Here is a 25823-nt window from a genome sequence, read left to right as displayed (position 1 = left end):
ATGTTTGGCAAGTTAACATTAAGCGCTATACCTTATAATGAACCTATTATAATGATTACATATTTTTTTATTATATTAATCGGGTTATTTTTAATTTCAGGTATCACTTATTATAAAAAATGGAAATATTTATGGTCAGAATGGTTTACTACTGTAGATCACAAAAAAATAGCTATTATGTATGGAATATTAGCTTTTATTATGTTATTTAGAGGTTTCGCTGATGCTTTATTAATGCGTGCTCAACAAGTCTTTGCTTCATCTGGAAATCAAGGATTTTTACCAGCTCATCATTATGATCAAATATTTACAGCGCATGGTGTAATTATGATTTTTTTTGTCGCTATGCCTCTTGTAATTGGATTAATGAATTTAGTAATTCCATTGCAAATTGGTGCACGAGATGTAGCTTTTCCTTTTCTAAATAGTTTAAGTTTTTGGTTAAATGTTAGTAGTGTAGTACTATTGACAATTTCTTTAGGGGTAGGAGAATTTGCTCAAACTGGATGGTTAGCTTATCCGCCTTTATCCGAAATAAAATATAGCCCTGGCGTAGGAGTAGATTATTGGATTTGGAGCCTTCAAATTTCTGGAGTTGGAACTACTTTAACAGGTATCAATTTTCTAGTAACTATTTTAAAAATGCGAGCTCCTGGTATGAATTTATTTAAGATGCCTGTATTCACATGGGCATCTTTATGTGCGAATATATTAATTGTCATTTCATTTCCTGTATTAACTATTACTATTTTTTTATTAACATTAGATCGTTATTTTAATTTTCATTTTTTTACTAACGATCTTGGTGGAAATGCCATGATGTATATTAATTTAATATGGATATGGGGGCATCCAGAAGTATATATTTTAATACTTCCAGTATTTGGTATTTTTTCTGAAATAGTAGCTACTTTTTCAAAAAAGCGTTTATTTGGATATACTTCATTAATATGGGCAACACTAGCTATTACTATTTTATCTTTTATTGTTTGGTTACATCATTTTTTTACTATGGGTGCAGGAGCAAATGTTAATTCCTTTTTTGGAATTACTACCATGATTATAGCTATTCCTACTGGAGTAAAAATTTTTAATTGGTTATTTACTATGTATCAAGGTCGTATTCATTTTCATTCTTCAATACTATGGACTATTGGATTTTTATTAACTTTTTCTATTGGTGGAATGACTGGTGTATTATTATCTATACCACCAGCTGATTTTATTTTACATAATAGTTTATTTTTAGTTGCTCATTTTCATAATGTAATAATTGGTGGTGTTGTTTTTGGTTGTTTTGCAGGAATTAATTATTGGTTTCCAAAATTATTTGGTTTCATTTTAAATGAAACTTGGGGTAAACGTGCTTTTTGGTTTTGGATTGTAGGTTTTTTTACTGCTTTTATACCTTTATATTTTTTAGGTTTTATGGGAATGACTCGTCGTTTAAGTCAGAATATTGATATAGAGTTTCATTTTTTATTATCTATTGCTGCTATTGGTGCTATTTGTATTGGTATAGGAATTATATGCCAAATAATTCAATTTTATGTTTCAATAAAAAATCGTCATAACAATTTAGATACAACTGGTGATCCATGGGATGGAAGGACTTTAGAATGGTCTGTTTCTTCTCCTGCTCCTTTTTATAATTTTGCTATTATACCTCATATTAAAAATAAAGATGATTTTTGGGAAACGAAAAAACAAAAAAAATATATAAAAAATATTAGTTATAATGATATTCATATGCCAAAAAATACAGGGTTAGGATTTTTTATTGGTTTATTATCTTTAGTATTTGGTTTTTCTGCAGTATGGTATATTGTTTGGTTATGTATATTATCTATATTAATGATTATTATTAGTCTTTTTATTAAAAGTTTTAATGAAAATTATGATTATATTATTTCTAAAAAAGAAATTAAGATAATTGAGGATAAACATTTTTTAAATATTAAACAAGAAGGTTTAAAATGATAATTAAACTAAAAAACAACATATTAGATTCTTCTTTTAAAAACCACAGTGAAAATATACAAAATAATAAATTATTTGGTTTGTGGATATATTTAATGAGTGATTGTATTATTTTTGCTATTTTGTTTGCTGTATATACAGTTATTTTTAATAATTTACCAATTAATTTTATTAATCATAAAATTTTTAATTTATCATCTGTTTTTTTTGAAACATTTATTTTACTATTAAGTTCATTGACATGTTCTATGTTAACTGTAGAACAATATAAAAAAAATATTAAAATGATATATTTTTATTCTATATTAACTTTTTTTTTAGGTGTAATATTTATCATTATAGAAATTAATGAATTTCATAATTTATTTATAGAAAATTATCTTCCTAATAAACATGCTTTTTTTTCTATTTTTTTTACAATTATTGGAACTCATGGTTTACATATTTTTTTTGGTTTGATTTTAATATTTTCAATTATTTGCCAAATTTTTAAATTAGGTTTAACAAAGACTATTCAAACTCGATTATTATGTTTTAGTTTATTTTGGCATTTTTTAGATATTATATGGGTTTGTATTTTTACTTTTATTTATTTAAACGGAGTAATTTAATGCATAAATATTTTAAGTTGAAATGTAATTTAAATAAAAAAGTAAAATATTATGTATGTGGTTTTTTTTTATCTATATTATTGACTATAATTCCATTTATAATTACTAAAAATGGATATTTTTCTTATTTTATTCATCGTTTTACAATTATATTTTGTGCTATTTTTCAGATTATTGTACATTTCATTTGTTTTTTACATTTAAATAATATTAAAAAAAATTTTTGGTACTTGATATCTTTACTTTTTGTTTTAGTTATTATTTTTATTGTTGTTTTTGGTTCGATATGGATTATGTTTAATTTAAATCATCATGTTTTAATAAAATAAAAGTTATTTTATATGTTTAAATATTATTTAGAAATTATTAAACCTCGTATTATTATTGGAAATATTATTTTATTAATCGGTGGTTTTTTTTGTTTTTTAGGTGATTTTTTTAATTTCTTTTTATTTTTATATACTATTTTAGGGACTTCTTTAGTTATTGCATCTAGCTGTATTTTTAATAATTTAATTGATAGAGAAATAGATGCAAGGATGTGTAGAACAAGAAATAGAGTATTAGTAAAAAAGTTAATTAAACCTATATATGTATACATTTTAGGTTTTTTTTTAGGAATTGTAGGAATTTTTATTTTAGGTATATTAGTAAATTTTTTATCTATGTTATTATCAATAATTGGATTTATTATCTATGTTTGTCTTTATACAATTTTTTTAAAAAGAAAATCTATATATTCTACATTTTTCGGAAGTTTTTCTGGATCTCTTCCATCTTTAATTGGTTATACTGCAATTCATAATACTATTGATATAGTTTGTTTTTTATTATTTATTATTTTAGTGTTTTGGCAAATGTCTCATTTTTATGCTATTTCTCTTATGTATTTAGAAGATTATAAAAATGCGAATTTACCTTTATTTCCTATATTAAAAGGAGTAAAAAAAACAAAAAAACATATTTTTTATTATATAATACTTTATATATTTTTTAGTTTTTTTTTAATGTTGTTTATAAATTTTAATTATATTTTTATTTTTTTTATTTCTATTTTTAATTTTTATTGGCTATATTTATCATATTTAAATATAAAATCAAATAACTACTATAAATTTTCTAAAAAAATTTTTTATTTTTCTATCTTAATAATTGTATTATTTAATATTTTTATTTGCATTAACTCTAAATTTTAATATTTTTATAAACATTTTGAAGGTTTCGGTATTCCGGCTATTTTACTAGCTTGTTTTGCTGGACCTTTAGGAAATAGTATAAATAAATCAATACTACAAATTTTTTTATTTGTTTCTTTTTCAAAACCTTTAATTAATAGTCGCATTGAAGGTGTAATATTGTATTTTAAATAAAATTTCCTTATAAAAAATACAATTTTCCAGTGTTTATTTGTTAATTGAATTTTTTCTTTTAATGCAATTTCTTTTGCTAATTGGATATTCCAATCTTTATAGTTATTTAAATATCCTTCTGAATCTTTTTTTATTTCTTGATAATTTATATATTTCTTATTACTTTTTATTAATAACATAACTTTTAATAAATAAATCTTATAAAGTATTGAGTTGAATATGAAAAATTATAAAATGAATTTTTTAGAATTACAAGTAACACTAGGTTTATGTATTGTTTTTTTATTACGTATGTTAGGTGTTTTTTCTATTCTTCCAATATTAAGTAAATATGGATTAAATTTAAATTATGGAAATAAATTTTTAGTTGGATTATCTGCAAGTATATATGCTATTACTCAAATGATATTTCAAATTCCATTTGGAATTTTATCTGATAAATTTAATCGAAAACAAATCATTATATTTGGTCTTTTTATTTTTTTCATCGGCAGTATAATAGCTGCAAATTCTAATTCTATTTGGGGATTGATTATTGGAAGAGGAGTTCAAGGTTCTGGAGCTATTTCTGGTGTTTCTATGGCTTTATTATCTGATTTTGTAAGAAAAGAAAATCGTACTAAATCTATTTCTGCTATTGGTGCAAGTTTTGCTTTTTCTTTTTTAATCTCAATTGTTTTTGGTGCTTTTATTATTAAGAAGTTTAGTTTTTCTTTTATTTTTTGGTTTTCTAGTATATTTTCAGTGATTTGTATATTAATTATTTTTTTTATTATTCCAAAATCTAAAATTAATCGATGTCAAAAAAAAATACAATTTTTTTGTTTTAAAAATATTATATATTTTTTAAATATGAAATTTTGTAGGTTTTATTTTAGTATATTTTGTTTGCATTTTTTATTAACAATGCATTTTTTAATTATACCTCACGAATTAGAAATTAATGGTTTAATGATTAATTATCATTGGATTATTTACTTAATTACAATAATATTTTCTTTTTTTGTTTTATATTTTATATTATTTTATATTAAATTTTCTTCATATTTTAAAAATATTATTGAAATATGTATTTTATTTATTTTTTTATCCTCTTTAATTTTATTATTTTTGAATAAAAATTTATTTTATTTAATATTATCTTTACAAATATTTTTTATTGCTTTTAATATATTAGAAGTAATTTTACCTTCTTATTTAAGCAAAGAAATATCTACTAATAGTTATAAAGGTAGTATTATGAGTATTTATTCTACAAGTCAATATTTAGGAATATCTTTAGGAGGTATTATAAATGGTTGGTTATGTACTTTCTTAGATATTTTATATATTTTTATTTTTGAATTATGTTTAATTTTTTTATGGTTTATATTTAATTATTTTTGTAAAAAATAATATTTTTATAGTATAATTAAAAAAATTTATATTAATAATTTTTTTGTTTTTAGGCATATAAATGTGAATTTTTTAAATTTTTATAATAGTTATCAAAATCGTATTAATAAAAAATTATATGATACTTTAAATAATTTACCTTTTCAGCATTCAATTTTAATAAAAGCAATGAAATATGCAACTTTAGTAGGAGGAAAAAGGTTACGTTCATATTTAATTTATACTATTGGAGAAATATTCAAAACTAATATTATTACACTTGATGCAATTTCTATAAGTGTTGAGTTAATACATGCTTATTCTTTAATTCATGATGATTTACCATCTATTGATAATGATAATTATCGTAGAGGTCGTTTTTCTTGTCATATAAAATATGGAGAAAGTTTTGCTATTCTTGCTGGTGATGCATTACAAAGTTTAGCCTTTAATATTTTATCTACCTATAATATGCCAGGTGTATCTAATAAAACACGTTTAAAACTTATTTCTGAATTATCTAATGCTATTGGATCATCTGGAATGTGTCTTGGTCAAACATTAGATTTAAAAAAAAATAATAAAAATTCGTTAGATATATCTGAATTAGAAAAAATTAATTTATATAAAACTGCATTTTTAATTAGATCTTCTGTTCGGTTATCATATTTATCTTCTCCTATTTTTTCTAAAAAAATTCAATTATTATTAGATCGTTTTTCTATTTTTATTGGTTTAGCTTTTCAAATTCAAGATGATATTTTCGATTTTAAAAATGATATTAAAAAATTAAAAAATAAAAATAGCAAAATACAAAATATTCATCCTAGTTTAATTGGAATTAAGGAGTCTCAAAAAAAAATACAAACTTTATATAAAAAAGCATTATCTATTTTAAAAATTTTAGAAAAAAAATGTTTTGTTATTAATAAATTAGAGTTTTTAACTAATTTAATCATTAAATCTTCTATGTCAATTTAATCATGAGTTTCTAATGAATTTTGATATTAAAAAATATCCAATTTTATCCTTGGCTAATTCAGTAAAAAAATTACGATGTTTAGATATTTCACAATTACCACAATTATGTATAGAATTAAGAAAGTATTTATTAGATATAATTTTTTTTACTGAAGGACATTGTGCATCTGGATTAGGTGTGATTGAAATAACAGTAGCCTTGCATTATGTTTATGATACTCCATTTGATAATTTATTATGGGATGTAGGGCATCAGTCTTATCCACATAAAATATTAACTGGAAGATCTGAAAAAATAATTACTATTAGAAAAAAAAATGGATTACATCCATTTCCATTTCGAGAAGAAAGTAAATATGATATATTTGGTGTAGGTCATTCTTCTACTTCAATCAGTGCAGGTCTTGGCTTATCAATAGCAGCTCAAAAAGAAGGAAAAAATAGAAAAACTGTTTGTGTGGTAGGTGATGGAGCAATTACTGCTGGAATGGCATTTGAAGCTATAAATCATTCAGGAGAAGTTCAATCTGACTTATTAATTATTTTAAATGATAACGGAATGTCAATTTCAAAAAATACAGGTGGTTTAAATAAACACTTAAAAATATTAAGAAATTTTAAATATAAAAATATTTTAAAAAATTCATTTTTTGAGAATTTATCTTTAAAATATTTTGGACCATTTGATGGGCATAATGTTATTAATTTAATTCAGATTTTAAAAAATATAAAAAATAAAAAAAGCACTTGCTTACTACATTTAATTACAAAAAAAGGTAAAGGATATTTTCCTGCAGAATTTAATCCTATTAAATGGCATTCATTTTCAAAATATAACTTTACATCTTCTACTAAGATTTTAACTTATTCAGAAGTATTTGGATCTTGGCTTTGCGAAATGGCAAAAATTGATGAAAAGTTAATAGCTATTACACCTGCTATGTGTGAAGGTTCAGGTATGTTAAATTTTTCTCGTTTATTTCCTAATCGATATTTTGACGTTGCTATTTCTGAACAACATGCAGTAACTTTTGCAGCAGGTTTAGCTGTCGCTGGATATAAACCAGTTGTTTCAATTTATTCTACTTTTTTACAGCGTGCATATGATCAAATTATACATGATGTTGCACTTCAAAAGTTACCAGTATTATTTGCTATTGATAGAGGTGGAATAGTTGGTCATGATGGACCTACACATCAAGGTCTTTTTGATTTATCTTATTTAAGATGTATTCCTGGAATTATTATTATGACTCCAAGTAATGAAGATGAATGTAGGCAAATGTTATATACTGGTTATATGAATAACAAAGGTCCATCTGTCGTTAGATATCCTAAGGGAATAGGAACTGGCACTCCTCTTATGCCGATGCATATACTTCCTTTAGGTAAATCTGTTACAAAAAGAATAGGTTCTAAAATAGCTATTTTAAATTTTGGAACTTTATTAGAAGATGCTTTATTAGCAGCAAATGAGTTAAATGCTACATTAGTTGATATGCGATTTGTTAAACCCTTAGATACAAATATTATTTTAAAGTTATCTACTGAATGTAAATTTTTAGTAACTATTGAAGAAGGAATAATTTCAGGTGGAGCAGGTAGTTTTATAAATGAGTTTATTATGTTAAAAAAAATTTTAATCCCAGTATTAAATATCGGATTACCAGATGAATTTATTTTTCAAGGTAATCAGCAAGAAATTAAACATGAATATGAATTAGATGCAGTTGGGATCAAAAAAAAAATTTTTTCTTGGATTTCAGATATTTAGTATTTAAATGTATTATTTATGTATTATTTTACATGCAGCTTTATCTAACACTCCATTAATAAATTTATGGCTATCTTCTGATCCAAATAATTTAGCTAATTCAATACCTTCATTAATAGATACTTTATAAGGTATATCTTTTCTTTTATGTAATTCATAAAATGAAATTCTAAGAATAGCTTTTTCTACTTGACCTAATTCTTTAAGTGAACGGGATAAATATGGTTCCATTAATTTATCTATATTATTACAATGATAGGGAATTTCAGTAATTAAATCATAAAAATATTCTAAATCAATATTTCTTTTATTTTTTTCTTTTAAAAATTGAATTATATTATCTTTTATATTATCTTTTGAAATTTCCCAGCAATATAGCATTTGTAATGCGCAAATACGAGCTTTTCTTCGAAAATTTGGATTTATCATATTTAAAGTTTTCTCTAGTTATTTATATTTTTAAGTTGATAATTTTAATCTTATATCTTTTCCTATTTTTTTGAAATCTAAAAATTTATATTGAATGCATTCGATTAATTTATTATTATTTTGAAATTTAAATAATGGTTTTGCTTCATGTCCTAATATTTTAGGTGCTATATATATAATAATCTCGTCAATTAATTTCATTTTTAGTAATATTCCAGATAAATTACTACCAGCTTCTATCCATATATTATTCATTTCTATATCTCCTAAAAATTTAAACATAGATATAATATTAATATTATTTTTATATGGTTCAATTATTACTTGTTTAATGTTTTTTGGCCAAATTTCTTGATCTGGTTTTAATCGAAGTAAAAAAATTTTTTCTTTTGTATTCATTATTTGATGTGTTTTTTTTATTCTATTTTTACTATCTATAATTATTCTTATGGGATGTCTAAAATCTTTTTTTGGAAATTTAGATAATATTTTTTGACTAAATTCATTTATACGAACAGTTAATTTTGAATTATCAATTAAAATACTTTTACTAGTACTTAGTATTCCAGAACTTTTTGCTCGAAATATTTGTACATCTTGTCGAGCTTTTTTTGAAGTGATCCATTTACTTTCACCATTTTTTAATGCTGTTCTACCATCTATTGACATAGCTAATTTTAATTGTATTCATGGTATACCAGTTTTCATACGTTTAAAAAAACCTCGATTATATTGTTTAGATTTTTTTGATAATAAACCTATTTCTACAGAAATACCATTTTTTCTAAGTTGTTCAACTCCTTTTCCAGATATATGTGGATTAGGATCTAGATTTGATATTACAACATGAATAATTCCAGATTTTATTAATGCATCACAGCATGGAGGAGTTTTCCCAAAATGATTACATGGTTCTAATGTAATATATGCAGTTGCTCCTTTTGATTTGCTTCCTGCCATTTCTAATGCATTTATTTCAGCATGGTTAGATCCATATTTTTTATGCCATCCTTCTCCAACAATATTATTTTGATTAACAATAACACATCCTACATTAGGATTGGGTGTTGTTGTAAATTCCCCTAATTTACTAAGTTTTATTGCTCGTTCCATATAAAATATATTTTTCATATTTTTTTATTTTTTAATTAAAATGATTAAAACCTGACTTTTTAAAGTTTATTTTTTTATTATTTAAGAACAAATTAAAACCATTTTTTTTTGAAGTTATATATCCAATATGCTTACATTTAATTAATTTTTTTTTCATTGCTAGTTTTAATTTGTTAATATTTTTTTTAGAAATTGTAAAACATAATTCATAATCTTCTCCACAGCATAACGCCCAATTTAGATAATCAGTTTTTTTAAAATTATTTATTAAATTTTTAGAAATAGGTAATTGATTTAAATTTATATTTGCTCCGCAATGACTTTTATTTAATATATGCCCTAAATCAGAAATTAATCCATCTGATATATCTATTGCTGAATTAGCAAAATTTTTTATTGCTATACCTTCACAAATTCGTGGGATTGGATGTAAGTGCTTATAAATTAAATATTGACGTATTTTTATATTTGTTAAATAGTTTTTTTTTTAAGTAAATATAATCCTGCTGCACTTTCTCCTAAATATCCTGTAACATATATTAAATCTCCATTTTTAGCATTTTTTCTTAAAAGTGCTTTTTTCCCTTTAATTAATCCATAAATATTTATTGTAATACTTAAAGGTCCAGAATTAGTATCTCCACCTATTAGTATAATTTTATATTTATTTAAAGTTTTAAATAAACCATTACTAAAATATTTTAGCCATTGTGTATTAGATATTGGAATAGTAATAGATATTGTTATCCATTTAGGGAGTGCTCCCATAGCAGCTAAATCACTAAGATTTACAGCAACTGCTTTATATGCTAAGTTTTTAGGATGTATATTTTTAAAAAAATGAACACCTTCTATTAAAGTATCAGTACTAGTGACAAGAATATTATTTTTAGGTATTTTAATTAATGCACTATCATCTCCGATGCCTTGTATAATATTTTGATCTAATTTTTGATTTTTATTAAAAAATTTAGAGATTATTTCAAATTCTGTATATTTCATGACTAAATATTTATTTTTTTATTTTTTCCATAATATTGATCATTTCTAATGCAGCTAATGCTGCTTCAGAACCTTTATTACCCATTTTTAAACCAGATCTTTCAATAGATTCTTTTAAATTATTTGTTGTCAATATTCCTAATGTTATCGGAATAGAATATTTTATGCTTATTTTTGAAAGATTTTGATAAGTATTACTTGAAATATATTTAAAATGATCTGTTTTTCCTTTAATTACTGTGCCTATTGCAATAATTGCTTGGTATTTTTTATTTTTTGCAATATAGTTTGCTACTATAGGTATTTCATATATACCAGGAACGTATATTTGAAAAATTCTGTCTTCTTTTATTTGACCAATGCGAATTAATGTATCTAATGCTCCAGATAGTAAATGATTATTAATAAATTGATTAAATCTAGAAATAATTATTGCAATAGATGCTTTTTTATTTATAATTTCTGATTGAATAATATTCATATTTTTTAATTATTTTATTACACATAAAGTTGATTGTAAGTATTTATTCATCTATAAAATAAAATTCTATTTTTTAATATATAATTTTTTAAAATTTTTATAAAGAAATATTATTTATTAGACTATTTAATTCTTAATATTTATTTTTTATAGTTAAATTTTTTTAAAATGATTATTATATATATTTTATATTTTTTAGGAAGTATTATTATTACATAAAATTAAAAAAATAAGTATAATATTAAATATTGTTTTTATATTTGTATCTTATATTAATTTTAAAAAAGTTAAAATTAATTATATTAAATAAAGCGAATTTTTTATAATAATATATTTTTAAGAATATATTTAAAAAAAGGTTGCATTTTTTTTATTAAAGATGTATTCTTTATAAACTAAAAGAAGCGGGGTGGAGCAGTCTGGTAGCTCGTCGGGCTCATAACCCGAAGGTCGTTGGTTCAAATCCAGCCCCCGCAACCAAATATCAAATTCATTAAAATTCACTTCAAATTTATTAACACATTAATTCTTAATGATCGATAATTTTTTATATTCATATTATAAAATTTTTAATAAATAATATTTTTTTATGAATTTTATGTTCATTATGAATTATTTAAATGAAATTAAGAATTTTGAATGGTATTTAAAAATATTAATAAAAATTTTTATTTTTATTAATTGATGCTATTAATATTTTTTTATTTGAAAAAATAGTTATTTTTTTTTTCGATCTTGTAATGGCAGTATATAAGGTTTCTTGATTTAATATTTCTAAGTTTTTATTAGGAAGAATTAATATAGTATGATTAAATTCAGAGCCTTGTGATTTATGGACTGTAATACACCAAGCAGTATTATAATTTTCTAATAATTCAATGGGTATACATTTCACTTTATTATTATTTTTTAAAAAACATACTTGTAATTTTTTATTATTATTTAAATTAGTTATTCCTATATCACCATTAGATAAATTTAAATATTTATTATTTTTTGTTATTATAATAGGCTTTCCGATATACCATATTTGTTTTTTTATATAAAAATATTTTTTAATAATATTTTTTGTATGCATAAATTGTTCTAAAATATTATTGATATTATTTATTCCAAATAAACCATTTTTAATAACGCAAAGTATTTGATTTTTTTGAAATATTTTAATTATTTTTTTTATATCATCTTTTTTTTCAATACTATTCCAATATTCTTCATTATAAAAGATAATTTTATTTATCATATTAATATATTGAATTGTATTATTTATTTCATAAAAAAATACATTATCTATTAAATTATTAAATAATTTATTTAAGATTTTTTGATTATTTTTAAAAATTTCATTTGATAAAATATAAATTCCTGAGGTTTTTTTAAATCTATAATTTTTTCTTAGGATATATATTTTATCACTAATTAAAATATTATTATTTTTATTTATTTTAATATTTAAATTAGAACATTGTATAATTTTTTCTAAAATAGAAATAGTTTTTGAACTATATCCAAAATATGAATAATTATAAATATTTTTTAAAATAGAGCCTATTCCTATAGGAGATAATTGATTATAATCTCCGATAAAAATAATTTTTGTATTTTTTTTTACAGAAGAAAATATATTATCCATCATTAAAATATCTATCATAGATACTTCATCAATAATTAATATATCTATATTTAAAGGGTTATTTTTATTAAAAAATATCTTATTAGATGTTTTTGAAATACCTAGTAATTGATGTAAAGTAATTGGATTCAATATAAATATATTATTTTTTTCTAGATCAACATCATTCATATAAAATATTTGATTATTATTTAATATTTCTATTAAACGTGATGTAGCTTTTCCCGTTGGTGCTGATAATTGTATTTTAATATTTTTTTTTTTGTATTGGATTAATATAAGAAGAATTTTAATTATGATAGTGGTTTTTCCTGTTCCTGGACCACCTAAAATAAATACTATATCATTTATTAAAGTTAATGCTATAGCAATTTTTTGAGGATAATATTCTTCTTTATTTGGAAATAAATTTTTTAATGCTTGACTAGCTTTTATAATTTCGATTTCACTAAAATATGTTTTTTTATTTAAATATTTGAAAATATTTTTTTCAGCTTTCCATATCTTATAAAGATATATTTTTTCTTTATCTAATACTAAAGGAGTAATAATATTTCCATTTCCGATAGAAGAATGATTTTTTAATTCTAACAACCAGTTAATTTTTTTATTATTTAAAATTAGTAATATTTTTTTAATAATTTTTTTATTATTAATTGAAAAAAAATTATTTTTTTTAAAATATTCAATAGGTAAAAAAATATGACCATTATTACTTTCAAAACTAACACATGCCGCTACTAGCATAATAATATAATTTTTTTTTGATATAAATTGTGAAAAGTATAAATCTATTGAATGAATAATTTTTTTTTTTCTAAATATTTTAATAAATTTTTCATATGAGTAATATTATTCAATTTTTAATTTTTTTATTGAAAATAAATTAATTAATTTTTTAATTAAAATATACTTTGGAACTGTATAAAAGACGCTTTGATTTTTTTTTGATTTATTTAGACCTCTTAAGAATATATAAAATATTCCACCAAAATGTTTTTTATATTTATATCCGTTAACTTTTTTTTTTAAAAATTGATGCAATGCAATTGTATATATTTGATATTGTAAATCATATCTATTTTTAATAATTTCTTTTTTTATATTTTCAGAAGAATATGAATTTTTATTATTACCTAAATAATTAGATTTATAATCTATTATATAATATTTTTCATTATAAGTTAAAATTAAATCAATCGCTCCTTTTATTATGCCTAAAAATGGATCAAAAGAGATTTTAGGGGAAATAGAGGAAATAGGATCAAAAGATTGAATAATATTATTAAAATCTGTACTATTTAATATATTTTTTATGGGTAAAAAAAATTTCATTTCTTTTATATATTGATTTTTTTTTAACATAGATAAATTTAAATTTATATTTTTAATTTTAATATTAATAATATTATGTACCCAAGATATTAATGATGGAGCTAATTGTTCTGAAAAATCATATTTTTTTAAAGTTTTATAAAAAAAATTATGATTTAATTTTTTTGAAAAATCAATTTTTTTTAATATGTGATGTATTAGAATACCTGTTTTTTTTCCTTTTGGGAAATTATTATCTTCTATTTTATTTGTATTTAATATTTCTTGATTTAAAATATTTTTTATATCGTAATAATTTTGATTATAATATGAAAGAGTTGTTTTTTTTAGCTCAGTAAAGCTTGTTATTTGAAAATAAGTTTTTATACTATTTTTTAAATTAATAGGTTTGGATAGTAAGTATATTTCTTCTTTAATATAAGGAAGTTTTATATTTATACTATCATATTTAATTTTAATATATTTTTTTTGATTTAATTGATTTAATTCATTTATTAAATCTTTATATTTTATATTATATCCGCGTTGTATAATATATCCTAAAGAACTTTTATGTATATTGCTTTTTTTTTGAGTTTTTTTATATAAAATATGTCCTATTCCTAAACTACAGTGATAAATAGATCTAGTAATAGCTACATATAAAAAACGTAAGTCTTCTGATAATCTTTCTTCTTCTGATATTTTTTGTGTAGTTTTTTTATGTTCAAGATCATAAAATATTTTAAAATTTTTTTGATTATGGTATAAATATGATTTTGATTCTTTATAAATTGAAGCAAAAGGTATCCAAACAATAGGGTATTCTAAACCTTTAGATTTATGTATAGTAATAATTTGAATTATATTAGATTGTTTAAATTTTCTAATATTTTCATTTTTTAAAATATTTTGTTTTTCTAATATTTGTCTTTCAAACCATTTTAATAAAGAAGATTTCTGATAAAAAATTTGAGATTTTTTTTCTAATAACTCAGCTATATGTAAAAAATTTATATTTTTTTGATAATTTTTGCACTTATCTAAATGATTTGAATATTTTTGAAAATCTAGTATTATTTTTTTAATCGTGTAATAAATACCTATATTTTCCCATATATCTCGATATTTATATAGTTTTTTTATTAAAAAATATGATTTTTCAATATTATTTTTCTTGTCTTCTTGTAATAAAATTTGATAAAAAATATGTGTAAAAATTGATTGTTTTAGTAAATTTATATTATTTGGATCTAATATACTTTCAAGTATTATAAGTAATTCTTGAGCATCATTAGTATGAAATATATTTTCATTAGAAGATGAATAAATAGATTTAATATTCAATTTTTTTAATGCTTCTTTAATAATATTAGCTTCATTTTTATTTCTTACTAATACAACAATATCACTCGGTTGTAACACTCTTTCTTGATTTTTTTTGTCTATTAAAGTAGCTTCTCCTTTTTTAGCATAAATTAACCAATAACTAATTTCATTTGCACATTGTTTTGAAATCCATTCTTGATAATCGATAAGATTTATATTTTCTTGTTTTTTAAAAAATAAGTTAATAGAATTTTGAACTTTCCCTTTTATTTTAAATTTCATATTTTTATTTTTCATTGGAAAATGAATATTTGTATATGAAATATTTTTAAAAAAAAATGGTTTTTTATTAGATGAAAATAAATAGTTTATAGCTTGACATATTTCTTTTGAAGACCTCCAATTAGTGTTTAAATAATAATAATTTTTTATTGTAGATTTAGCGTATAAATATGAAAAAATATCTGCGCCTCGAAAGCTATATATTGATTGTTTTGGATCGCCTATAAGGAATAATGCAGTTTTTTTAATATTAATATTATATAAAAGATTAAAAATTTGATATTGTTGAATATCAGTATCTTGAAATTCATCAATGAATGCAACTGGATATTTATTTATTATTAATTGTCTTAATTTTTTTTCTTTTTTAATATACTTAAGTAAAATATTTAATAAATCATTAAATCCTAATAAAGATTTTTTCTTTTTTTCTTTTTTTAAAAATTGAGGTACTTTTTTTATAGCTTGAAATAATATGATATCTTTAAGAGAAAAATTTTTTTTTAATATATTATCAATATCATTAAAAAAAAAATGAAATGGAATTGATTCATTTTTAATATTTTTACTTATTTTTTCTTGTGAAAAATATTTTAAAAAATCTGGAATTTCATAATTTTCAGTTTTAGATTTCGCCCATATTGTAATATTATTTATCCATCTAGAAATATTATATTGATTATATATTTTTTTATTAATTTTTAGTGTTTGAATAATATTAAATATATATAAATTATAATTTAACCATTTTTTTTTAAAAATATTAATTATATTAATATTATTTTTATGACACTTTAAAATATTATCATTTTTATTAAATTTTTTATCAAAATAAATTTTTTTAAAATTAAATACAGGCTGTAGTTCTATTAATAGAGATTCTGGATTTTTATAATATTGAGAAATAATATAAATTATTTTTTTTGGTAAATTATAAAAAGTATCTCTCCAAAAATCTTGAATTGCTTGTAAATATAAGAAGTTTTCATTTTCGATGATTTTTTCATGTATATCAATAAAGTTCAGTTGTAAAATATCTTTACAAAATCCGTGTATTGTATAAATAGAAATATTTTTTATATTTTTTTGAGCTTTCTCTAAAGTATAAACAGCTTCTTTTAAATTTTTTATTCTTCCTAAAAATGGTTTTAAAATAAGATTATTAGTTTTTTTAGTAATAAAATATAAATATAATTCTTCAATATGTTTTTTAATTCTTGTATATATTTCTTCTTTTGCAGCATTGGTAAATGTTACTATTAATATTTCTTTTATTGTTAATTTTTTATTGTTTTTTTGATCTCCTATTCCAAGTAATAGTCTTAAATACATTAATATAATTGAACTAGTTTTACCAGTACCAGCAGATGCTTCAATTAAATTAATTCCATGTAAAGGTATATTGAATATATTTAATTTTTGTTTCATTGATTTTTTTTATGTCTAAATATTGGAGTTAACCATTTTTGAGAAATATTACAAATTTTTTTGATATTTAAATTTTTAATAATTTTTTTTATATAAATATCTTCTTTTTCTCCTTGAATATAAGAATTACCTATCCATGTTTTATATAATATTTTATATGCTTTTTTTTTAAGATCATAATTTTTATAGATACAATGATTTTTAGTATCATAGACTATGTTAAACCATTCAATACCTGATTTTGTTAATAATAAAGGATGTTTTATGCCTTCTATATATCCTTTAATGTATTGATAAAGATAATGATATGCTATATCATATGGTATATAAGAATATGAAAAAATTTTATTTTTATATCCTATTATTTTACTTTCACCTATACCTCCTGATATACAATAAACTAAGTGTTCTAACCATAATGCTATTTTATCATAATTATTAATTGTACCTGTTTTCCATCTTAATAAACCTGTTTCTTGTATTTCTTTTAAGTTTCCATTTATATGGTATTTTTTTATTTTTAAATTAATATTTTTTTCAGTCGGAAATATTCTATATTTATTTATTATTTTTAATATTTCTTTTATTTCTTTATATTTTTTTTCTAAAGCTATTTCTCCAAAACTACCATATGGTAATTTTCCTGAAAGGATTATATATTTAAATATATTATTTTTATCTTCTTTATTAATTAGTTTTTTTAATAAAAACTTGCCAATTGTAAAATTATCTATTTGATTAATAATAAAAGGTTCTGTTATAGATAGTTTTTTTCTTATTTTAAATTTTGTTTGTAATGTAAAATTAAAAAAATATCGTATAGGATTTTTCCAAAAAGTAATTAAGTTATTTAAATTAATCACAATAGGTTTTTGATTAATGTTTTGTATATTAATAATTTTTTTAAAAAATATTTTATTAATATTATTAATTATTTTTTCAGAATTTTTAATTTTATTTTTTTTTATACATATTTTTTTATAAAGATGTTCTTTTTTATGTATTTTAAAAATATTTTTTGATATTTTTTTAATATTTTCTTCAAATTTTATGTTTATATTTTCTTTAAAATAAAAGTTTAATGCGATATGTTTTATTAATTGATCAATTATTATTGATGGAGGTATCTTATTTTCATCATTCAATGAATATCCAATATAACTGATATAAAAATATTTTTGAGCTGAAATAAAATTTTGTAAAAATAGGTAATATTTTACATTATTAACGTTTATATCACTGATGTTTGAATATTTTTTTAAAAAGTTAAAATGGTCAATATTATTTTCTTTGGATTGTTCTTTATCATTTAATCCAATAATATATATTAATTTAAATGGAATATAGCATATTAAAGAAGGATGGCAAAAGTTTACATGTCCTATTTTAAATTTTTTTTTATTTATAGAATTGATTATATATGAAAAATTTTTTTTTAGTATATAAATTGGTATTTTTTTTAGATATTTTGATAATAAAATTTGATCAATCATTTTCTCCCAATGTTTATTAATAACTTCAAGTATATTATTATATTCTTTTATATTATAAAAAAAATCTTTGATAAAAGATTGAAATAATAGACGCCAATTTTTTGGGTATTTTGATGTAGTTAATTTATATTGCCATTTTTTAAGTATATTAATTAAATGTATTAATTTACCTATTAATTCTGGTTTAGAAAAATCTATAGATATTAATGATAAAATATTATTCCAAATTTTATTTTTTTCATTAATTGCATAATTTAATAATAATTTTTTAATACCATAAAACCAAGTGTTTTGATAAATCTTTAAAGAATATAAATAATTATTATACTTTTTATCTATTCCCCATCTAATATTTGTTTCTTCAATCCAACGATATAAAATAATTATTTCTTCTTTTGAAATATTAAAATTTTTTGCAAAAATTGGAATATTCAATAATTCTAAAATTTCTTCATTATTAAATCTAATATTAGATAAGTCTAATATTTTATTAAAAATATATAATATTTTTTCTATTTTTTTTGAATTTTGACTTGAAATATAAAAAGGTATTTTTTCTTTATTATTTTTTAATTTAAATATACAATTAATATCTTTTATATAATCATTTAATGAAAATGATGTAATAACAATATCACTTGGTTTTATATTTGTGTCTTTATTTAGAATTTTTATTAATGTTTTATATAAAACTTCAATTTCATGACGTTTATTATAGCAAATATTTATAGATATTGAGTGATCTTTAGGGTTTAAAATTTGTTTTATTACTGTTTGATTTTGTTTAAAGTTTAAAATATTATTTTTAATTTTATTTAATAAATTATTTTTAGAATATTCTTTAAAATAATTAATAGTTTTAATATTTTTAAAATTTTTTATTAAAGATAAGTAAATATATGCATATTTTCCCCATAATATTTCTAATGTATTATTTAAATAATTATTGGATAATTTTTTATTTGAATTATATGTATAATAATTTATATTATTTTTATAAGAAGTTAAATATAAAAAATATATATCAGTATGTATACTTATTTTTTGAAATATTTTTATATATGATGGGTTTATTGATATTGACCATATAATAAAAATACGTTTTGGAAGTAATATTTTTTTTTTAATTAAATTTTTAAAATTACTAAATAAATTCGAAAAATTTAAATAAGATTGATTAAGTTTTTTATTATCATTTATTATTTTATTCCATAATTTTATTTGCCATGTTTCTTTAAAATTAATTTTGAATATTTTTTTTTCTTTTTTTTCCCATTCATTAATCCATATAGGTCGATATAAAATATATTGTTGAAATAAATTTTCTATAAGTAATGAAAATTCAAATTTTTTTATTTTATTTGTATTTACTATAATATTTTTAAGAAAATTATTTTTTTCAATAAGTTTAAATATTTTCCAAATATTAGTTGTTTTTTTTAAAATTTTTTCTTTTTTTATTTCAGGTTTAATTTGTTTAAATATATTCCATATAAACTTTTTTGGATGAATTAGTTTAAAATCTGACGAAATACCGGTATAATTTGCATTAAATATATTTAAGTATTCAAATAAAATGTTATTATCATGAATAATAGTTTCTTGTTCAAAAATATTCGGAAGTGGATTATTTTTAATAATTTTGCATATTTTAAGAAACATTGTATTTAATTGATTAAATTTATATAAGAACAACATAAATACCTTGTATATATATTTTTTATATAGACTATTAAGAAAAAATATTTATTTTTTTCTGTAAAGATGTACGTCTATTTGTGGATATGGAATATTAATATTATTTTTATCTAATGCTTTTTTAAATTCTGCCATTAAATCCCAATATACTGAATTTAATTCATGTGTATTACTCCAGCATCGAACAATAAAATTCAAAGAAGATGGTGCTAATTCACTTAACCCAATTATAATATCTTTATCTTTTATTACTCGGTTTTCATTTTCTATTACTTGACGTAAGACTTTAACAACTAAATCAATATCTGTGTTATATGCAACACTAATAGAGAATTCGTTTCTTCTGGCAGGTTCTCTTGAGTAATTTATTATATTTCCAGAAATAATTTTATTATTTGGAACTACTACAATTTTTCCATCTAAAGTACGCAATGTTGTGTAAAAAATATGAATATTTAAAACAGTTCCTGCTACACTTCCTAAATTTACATATTCTCCTGTTTTTAAAGGTCTTAATGTAACTAATAAAACACCTGCTGCAAAGTTAGATAAAGATCCTTGAAGTGCTAATCCAATAGCCATTCCTGCAGCTCCTAATATAGCAATAACTGAGGTAGTTTGAACGCCAATCCTTCCTAATGCAGCAATTAATGTAAAAGTAATAATAATATATCGCATTAGTGCAGAAAGAAATCCTGCAATAGTAGCATCAATTTTTCGTGTAATTAATATTTTATTTATTCCATTAGATATTATTTTTGCAATAAACATACCAGCAATTAAAATAAGAATAGATGATGTTAAATTAATAATATATCCAAATAATAATTCTTGATTTCTTATTAACCAATTACCTGCATGATTAATATCATTTACTACATTTAGCCGATCCATCTTACTCTCTTTTTTATATAATATAATTTTAAAAAATCAATATGTAATTTCAAAAATATCTTTTTATATAAAATTATCGGAGAATATTTTTGATTTATCCCCCGTAAATTTATATAATATTTATTATTTTTTCAAAATATTAAATGCATTTAATTCTTGAAATGTTTTTTCTAATCTTATAGACATTGATTCTTGAGATTTTTTTATCCATGACCTTGGATCATAATATTTTTTATTTGGTTTATTTTTTCCAGTTTTATTTCCTAATTGACATTGTAAAAAATCTTTATTTTTTTTATAGAAATCTAATATACCTTTCCATGCAGCCCATTGTATATCAGTATCAATGTTCATTTTAACTACACCATAATTAATAGATTTTTGGATTTCTTTTAAAGAAGATCCAGATCCACCATGAAATACTAGATTTAATGGAAATTTATTTAGTTTATGTTTTTTACTAATATATTCTTGTGATTCTTTTAAAATACTTGGTTTCAATTTAATATTACCAGATTTATATACACCATGTACATTTCCAAATGCTGCAGCTATAGTAAAATTTTTACTAATTTTAATTAATTTTTCGTAAGCAAAATTTACATCTTTAGGTTTTGTATATAGTAATTTTTTATTTATTTTACTATTATCAACACCATCTTCTTCTCCACCTGTACATCCAAGTTCAATTTCCAATATCATATTAATTTTTTTTATTTTTTTTAAATATGAGCTACAAATTGAAATATTTTCTTCAATTGATTCTTTAGATAAATCAATCATATGGGATGTAAAAAGAGGTTTTTTATATATTTTATAATACTTTTCACCTTCTTTAATTAGTCCATCAATCCATGGTAATATTTCTTTATGACAGTGATCTGTATGTAATATAACTGGAATGTTATAGTTTTTTGCTATTAAATGGATATGATTTGCACCTGATATTGCTCCATTTATTGCTTGTTCTATATTTTTTTTAAATGTTGTTTGATTATATCCAGCAATAAAAGAAGCTCCACCATATGAAAATTGTATAATAACAGGTGAATTTACTCGAGATGCAGTTTTTAATACAGCATTAATTGAATCAGTATTTATACAATTTACCGCTGGTATTGCAAATTTATTTTCTTTAGCTAGTTTAAATATTTTTTGACATTCATCACCTGTAACGACACCAGGTTGTATAGATTTAAAATTATTCAAATTCTTTCCTATTATATACAATTTATTTAATTTTTTTTAAGTATATTATTATATGTTTATTTTTAGATTTTCTTCTAACATTTGTATTGCTGGTAATTTTTTACCTTCTATAAACTCTAAAAATGCACCGCCTCCTGTTGAAATATAAGAAATTTTGTTTTTAATACAAAACATGTCAATAACAGATAATGTATCACCACCTCCAGCTATTGAAAATCCAGGATTATTTGCTATTGCTTTAGCAATTGATTCTGTTCCTTTTCTAAAATTAGGAAATTCAAATACTCCGACAGGACCATTCCAAATAATTGTATTAGATTTTTTAATAACATTGACAAATTTTTTAATAGTTTTATCACCAAAATCCATAATTTCTTCATTCTTATTAATATCTGATGGTATTTTAACTATGTCTTTTTCACTGCAAGAAAAATTTCTTCCTACACGAGAATCAATTGGTATTAATAAATTATTATTTTTTTTAAGTAGTTTTTTTGCTTCTGATATATATTCTGGTTCATATAATGATTTTCCAATATTATAATCAATAGCTAAAAAAGTATTTGCAATACCACCTCCGACTATTACAAAATCTGCAATATTAACAAGCTTATTTAATATATTAAATTTAGTTGATACCTTTGCTCCACCAACTATAGCAACCATAGGTCGTTTTGGATTTTTTAATATTTTTTTTAAATTAGTAATTTCAGATATCAAAAGAAATCCAGCACATGCAATATTTGAAAATTTTCCAACTCCATATGTAGATGCTTGTTTTCTATGAGAACTTCCAAAAGCGTCCATAACAAAAATATCACATAATTCAGAATATTTTTTAGATAATTTTTTATTGTTTTTTAATTCTCCTAAATTAAAACGAACATTTTCAAGAATTAATATTTCTCCTGAATTAATTTCATTAATATTTGAATAATCATGACAAAAATATATTTTGGTATAATGAAATATTTTTTTAAAATATTCAAATATAGGTAACAATGAATATTTTTTTTCATATATTCCTTCTTTTGGACGTCCTAAATGTGACATGATAATAACTTTTGCTTTTTTTTGAAGTGCATATTTAATTGTAGGTAAAGAAGCTAGTATTCTTGCATCAGATTGAATAATACCGTCTTTTATTGGTACATTTAGATCGCATCTTATTAAAACTTTTTTTCCTGTTATATTTAATTCATTTAAATTTCTTATTTTCATATTAAAATCTCTTTAATATAAATTTTTTAACTAATATTAATATCATTATAATTTATTTTATATGATAAATAATATAAAAATATATGATGTTTGTATTTAGTTAAAAAATTAATTTTTTTAAAAAAAATATTTAATTTTGAAACCATATTTTTATTCCATCAAGAAACATTTGAGTAGAAAGTATAATTAATATTAAACCCATTAATCTTTCTAAAGCATTTACACCTTTAGAACCAAATAGTTTTAAAAAAAAACTAGATAGTAATAATATTATTGTTGTAAAAAACCATGCAATTAGTAATGATGCTACTAAATATGACATATAATGTAAATATTGATGTGACAATAACATAAGTGTAGCTAGTAAAGATGGACCTGCAACTAATGGTATAGCTAACGGAACTAAAAAAGGTTCTTCTTTTGGGGTGGCTTCATTATTTTTTTCTGATGGAAAAATCATTTTTATTGCAATTAAAAACAAAATAATTCCACCGGATATTGAAACTGTTTCAGTTTTTAAATTAAAAATATTTAGTATTTTTTCTCCAATAAATAAAAATATAAGCATAACAATTAAAGCGATAATCATTTCTCGTATAACTATTATCTTTCTTCTTTTAGTGTTTAAATTTTTTAATATAGTCATAAAAACAGGAAGATTTCCTAAAGGATCCATGATTAAAATTAATAATATAGTTGTGGAAATTATTTTAGTCATTTTAATTTATTATATCCTCGTAAAAATATAAAATTTTAACTATATAAAGTGTTTTTGAAATAATAGCAATTTTTTATATGATATTATTAATATTTTTATATTATGTATTTAATATAAAAGATATTGTTATTAAGATAAATTTAAAAATTTCTAGTATATTAGAAAAATTTAATATATTTTTATGATTATTTTAAATTATATAATAATTATACTTATTTTAGGAGATCGGTAAGTTTTTATTAAAAATTTTTTTATATTAATTTGAAAAAGATTTTTTATTTATTAAAAACTCCGTACATTTATTTATGATGAAATCTGTTGGTTTTATTGGATGGCGTGGTATGGTAGGATCAGTTTTATTAGAACGGATGATACAAGAAAATGATTTTATTAAAATTCACCCCCATTTTTTTTCAACTTCTCAACCTGGTCAAGATGGTCCAATTATAAATAATATATTATTTAAAAATCTTAAAGATGCTTATAATATTAATTTATTAAAAGAAATGGATATTATTTTAACATGTCAAGGTGGGTTTTATACTAATGCTGTTTACTCAAAATTACGAAAGGAAAATTGGAGAGGATATTGGATAGATGCATCTTCTACTTTAAGAATGTCAGATGATTCAATTATTGTATTAGATCCTATTAATTTAAAAATTATTCAAGAAGGCTTAGATAATGGTATTAAAACTTTTGTAGGTAGCAATTGTACTGTTAGTTTAATGTTAATGGCTTTAGGCGGGTTATTTTCAAAAAATTTAATAGAATGGATATCTGTATCTACTTATCAAGCAGCATCTGGTGCAGGTGCTAAATATATTATAGAATTATTAAAACAAATGGGTGCTTTATATAACGTTGTATCTAAAGATTTATTAAACAAATCATATTCTATTTTAGATATTGAAAAAAAAGTAACTAAAGAAATTGAAAATAATCAATTTCCATTAAAATATTTTCCTATACCATTGGCAGGAAATTTAATACCATGGATAGATATTGATATGAATAATGGACAAAGTCGAGAAGAATGGAAAGGGCAATTTGAAACAAATAAAATCTTAGGTTTTAAAAATAAAGTTATAATAGATGGAATATGTGTACGTATTAGTTCAATTAGATGTCATAGTCAATCATTTACAATAAAATTAAATAAAAATTTATCATTAAAAAATATAGAAGAAATTATTGTTAGTCATAACAATTGGGTTAGTTTTGTTCCTAATAGTATTGAAGAAACAATATCTAAGTTAACACCATCTTCCGTAACAGGTACATTAAATATACCTATTGGTAGATTAAGAAAAATGAATATAGGAGAAAAATATTTTTCAGCTTTTACTGTAGGAGATCAATTATTATGGGGTGCTGCAGAACCTTTAAGAAGAATGTTAAATTTATTAATTAATATTTAATTTTTTTAATATTAGAATAATATATTAAAGCATCTTAAAATAATATACACACTTTGTGTGTATATTAA

At 20.6% G+C, this 25823-nt stretch carries 20 protein-coding genes, 1 tRNA gene and 1 pseudogene; 9 read left to right on the top strand and 13 right to left on the bottom strand.

Going from position 1 to position 25823, the window contains the following annotated elements:
• Genes cyoB through cyoE form a run of 4 tightly spaced genes read left to right on the top strand, consistent with a single transcriptional unit; the run spans position 1 to position 3787 of the window.
• Positions 1-1980 (top strand): cytochrome o ubiquinol oxidase subunit I, encoded by a 1980-nt coding sequence (gene cyoB, locus AB4W67_RS02305; RefSeq protein WP_367682426.1) that lies wholly within the window; start codon positions 1-3, stop codon positions 1978-1980.
• Positions 1977-2591, top strand: a complete 615-nt coding sequence (gene cyoC / locus AB4W67_RS02300) for a cytochrome o ubiquinol oxidase subunit III (protein ID WP_367682425.1) — start codon at positions 1977-1979, stop codon at positions 2589-2591. Before cyoB ends, cyoC begins: the two co-directional genes overlap by 4 nt.
• A complete protein-coding gene (gene cyoD, locus AB4W67_RS02295; RefSeq protein ID WP_367682424.1) occupies positions 2591-2920 on the top strand; it encodes a cytochrome o ubiquinol oxidase subunit IV in 330 nt (109 codons plus the stop codon). The genes cyoC and cyoD overlap by 1 nt, the downstream gene beginning before the upstream one ends.
• A gap of 12 nt (positions 2921-2932) precedes the next feature.
• Positions 2933-3787 carry a heme o synthase gene (gene cyoE, locus AB4W67_RS02290; RefSeq protein WP_367682423.1) on the top strand — a complete coding sequence of 285 codons (855 nt, stop codon included), beginning with the start codon at positions 2933-2935 and terminating at the stop codon, positions 3785-3787.
• A 5-nt stretch (positions 3788-3792) separates the two neighbouring features.
• Here the strand turns inward: cyoE and AB4W67_RS02285 are convergent, their stop codons facing one another.
• Positions 3793-4140 carry a TusE/DsrC/DsvC family sulfur relay protein gene (locus AB4W67_RS02285; RefSeq protein ID WP_367682422.1) on the bottom strand — a complete coding sequence of 116 codons (348 nt, stop codon included), beginning with the start codon at positions 4138-4140 and terminating at the stop codon, positions 3793-3795.
• A gap of 40 nt (positions 4141-4180) precedes the next feature.
• Here AB4W67_RS02285 and AB4W67_RS02280 point away from each other — a divergent pair, with 40 nt between their 5' ends.
• The 3 genes from AB4W67_RS02280 to dxs all read left to right on the top strand — a co-directional run bounded on the left by AB4W67_RS02280 (position 4181) and on the right by dxs (position 8090).
• Positions 4181-5356 (top strand): MFS transporter, encoded by a 1176-nt coding sequence (locus tag AB4W67_RS02280; RefSeq protein WP_367682421.1) that lies wholly within the window; start codon positions 4181-4183, stop codon positions 5354-5356.
• A 63-nt stretch (positions 5357-5419) separates the two neighbouring features.
• Complete coding sequence (locus AB4W67_RS02275; protein WP_367682420.1) at positions 5420-6316, top strand: polyprenyl synthetase family protein; 897 nt, start codon at positions 5420-5422, stop codon at positions 6314-6316.
• Positions 6317-6329: 13 nt separating this feature from the next.
• Positions 6330-8090 (top strand): 1-deoxy-D-xylulose-5-phosphate synthase, encoded by a 1761-nt coding sequence (dxs, locus tag AB4W67_RS02270; RefSeq protein ID WP_367682419.1) that lies wholly within the window; start codon positions 6330-6332, stop codon positions 8088-8090.
• Positions 8091-8102: 12 nt separating this feature from the next.
• Here dxs and nusB read toward each other — a convergent pair whose 3' ends face one another.
• The 5 genes and pseudogenes from nusB to ribE all read right to left on the bottom strand — a co-directional run bounded on the left by nusB (position 8103) and on the right by ribE (position 11115).
• Positions 8103-8516: a transcription antitermination factor NusB gene (gene nusB / locus AB4W67_RS02265; protein ID WP_367682806.1), complete on the bottom strand. Its 414-nt coding sequence runs from the start codon at positions 8514-8516 to the stop codon at positions 8103-8105.
• A gap of 33 nt (positions 8517-8549) precedes the next feature.
• A pseudogene (gene ribD, locus AB4W67_RS02260) lies at positions 8550-9632 on the bottom strand (bifunctional diaminohydroxyphosphoribosylaminopyrimidine deaminase/5-amino-6-(5-phosphoribosylamino)uracil reductase RibD).
• Between the two features lie 31 nt (positions 9633-9663).
• Positions 9664-9984: a hypothetical protein gene (locus tag AB4W67_RS02255; RefSeq protein ID WP_367682805.1), complete on the bottom strand. Its 321-nt coding sequence runs from the start codon at positions 9982-9984 to the stop codon at positions 9664-9666.
• 119 nt (positions 9985-10103) lie between these two features.
• A complete protein-coding gene (gene thiL / locus AB4W67_RS02250) occupies positions 10104-10634 on the bottom strand; it encodes a thiamine-phosphate kinase (protein ID WP_367682418.1) in 531 nt (176 codons plus the stop codon).
• 10 nt (positions 10635-10644) lie between these two features.
• Positions 10645-11115 (bottom strand): 6,7-dimethyl-8-ribityllumazine synthase, encoded by a 471-nt coding sequence (gene ribE, locus AB4W67_RS02245; RefSeq protein ID WP_367682417.1) that lies wholly within the window; start codon positions 11113-11115, stop codon positions 10645-10647.
• Positions 11116-11518: 403 nt separating this feature from the next.
• Here ribE and AB4W67_RS02240 point away from each other — a divergent pair.
• Positions 11519-11595: transfer RNA gene (locus tag AB4W67_RS02240), tRNA-Met, on the top strand.
• A 175-nt stretch (positions 11596-11770) separates the two neighbouring features.
• On the opposite strand, the gene recD is transcribed toward AB4W67_RS02240, so the two are convergent.
• The 7 genes from recD to AB4W67_RS02205 all read right to left on the bottom strand — a co-directional run bounded on the left by recD (position 11771) and on the right by AB4W67_RS02205 (position 24334).
• The gene (recD, locus tag AB4W67_RS02235) at positions 11771-13579 is read right to left on the bottom strand and encodes an exodeoxyribonuclease V subunit alpha (RefSeq protein ID WP_367682804.1); all 1809 of its coding nucleotides are present in this window, start codon (positions 13577-13579) and stop codon (positions 11771-11773) included.
• A 21-nt stretch (positions 13580-13600) separates the two neighbouring features.
• Positions 13601-17101, bottom strand: coding sequence for an exodeoxyribonuclease V subunit beta (gene recB, locus AB4W67_RS02230; protein ID WP_367682416.1), 3501 nt, complete (start codon positions 17099-17101; stop codon positions 13601-13603).
• Positions 17098-20292, bottom strand: coding sequence for an exodeoxyribonuclease V subunit gamma (locus AB4W67_RS02225; protein ID WP_367682415.1), 3195 nt, complete (start codon positions 20290-20292; stop codon positions 17098-17100). The genes recB and AB4W67_RS02225 overlap by 4 nt, the downstream gene beginning before the upstream one ends.
• Before the next feature lie 48 nt (positions 20293-20340).
• Positions 20341-21186 (bottom strand): small-conductance mechanosensitive channel MscS, encoded by an 846-nt coding sequence (mscS, locus tag AB4W67_RS02220; protein WP_367682414.1) that lies wholly within the window; start codon positions 21184-21186, stop codon positions 20341-20343.
• Positions 21187-21309: 123 nt separating this feature from the next.
• On the bottom strand, positions 21310-22395 hold the full coding sequence (gene fbaA / locus AB4W67_RS02215; protein ID WP_367682413.1) for a class II fructose-bisphosphate aldolase: 1086 nt from the start codon (positions 22393-22395) through the stop codon (positions 21310-21312).
• A gap of 48 nt (positions 22396-22443) precedes the next feature.
• A complete protein-coding gene (locus tag AB4W67_RS02210; RefSeq protein ID WP_367682412.1) occupies positions 22444-23616 on the bottom strand; it encodes a phosphoglycerate kinase in 1173 nt (390 codons plus the stop codon).
• A gap of 130 nt (positions 23617-23746) precedes the next feature.
• Positions 23747-24334: a YhgN family NAAT transporter gene (locus AB4W67_RS02205; protein ID WP_367682411.1), complete on the bottom strand. Its 588-nt coding sequence runs from the start codon at positions 24332-24334 to the stop codon at positions 23747-23749.
• Between the two features lie 305 nt (positions 24335-24639).
• Between AB4W67_RS02205 and asd the strand changes: the two genes are divergently transcribed.
• Complete coding sequence (asd, locus tag AB4W67_RS02200; protein ID WP_367682410.1) at positions 24640-25755, top strand: aspartate-semialdehyde dehydrogenase; 1116 nt, start codon at positions 24640-24642, stop codon at positions 25753-25755.
• Positions 25756-25823: the final 68 nt, after the last annotated feature.

The sequence above is a fragment of the Buchnera aphidicola (Protaphis terricola) genome, from assembly GCF_964059145.1.
Lineage (GTDB): Bacteria > Pseudomonadota > Gammaproteobacteria > Enterobacterales > Enterobacteriaceae > Buchnera > Buchnera aphidicola_BP.
Note: the sequence above shows the minus strand (reverse complement) of the source record. Positions and strands in the feature narration are given on the sequence as shown.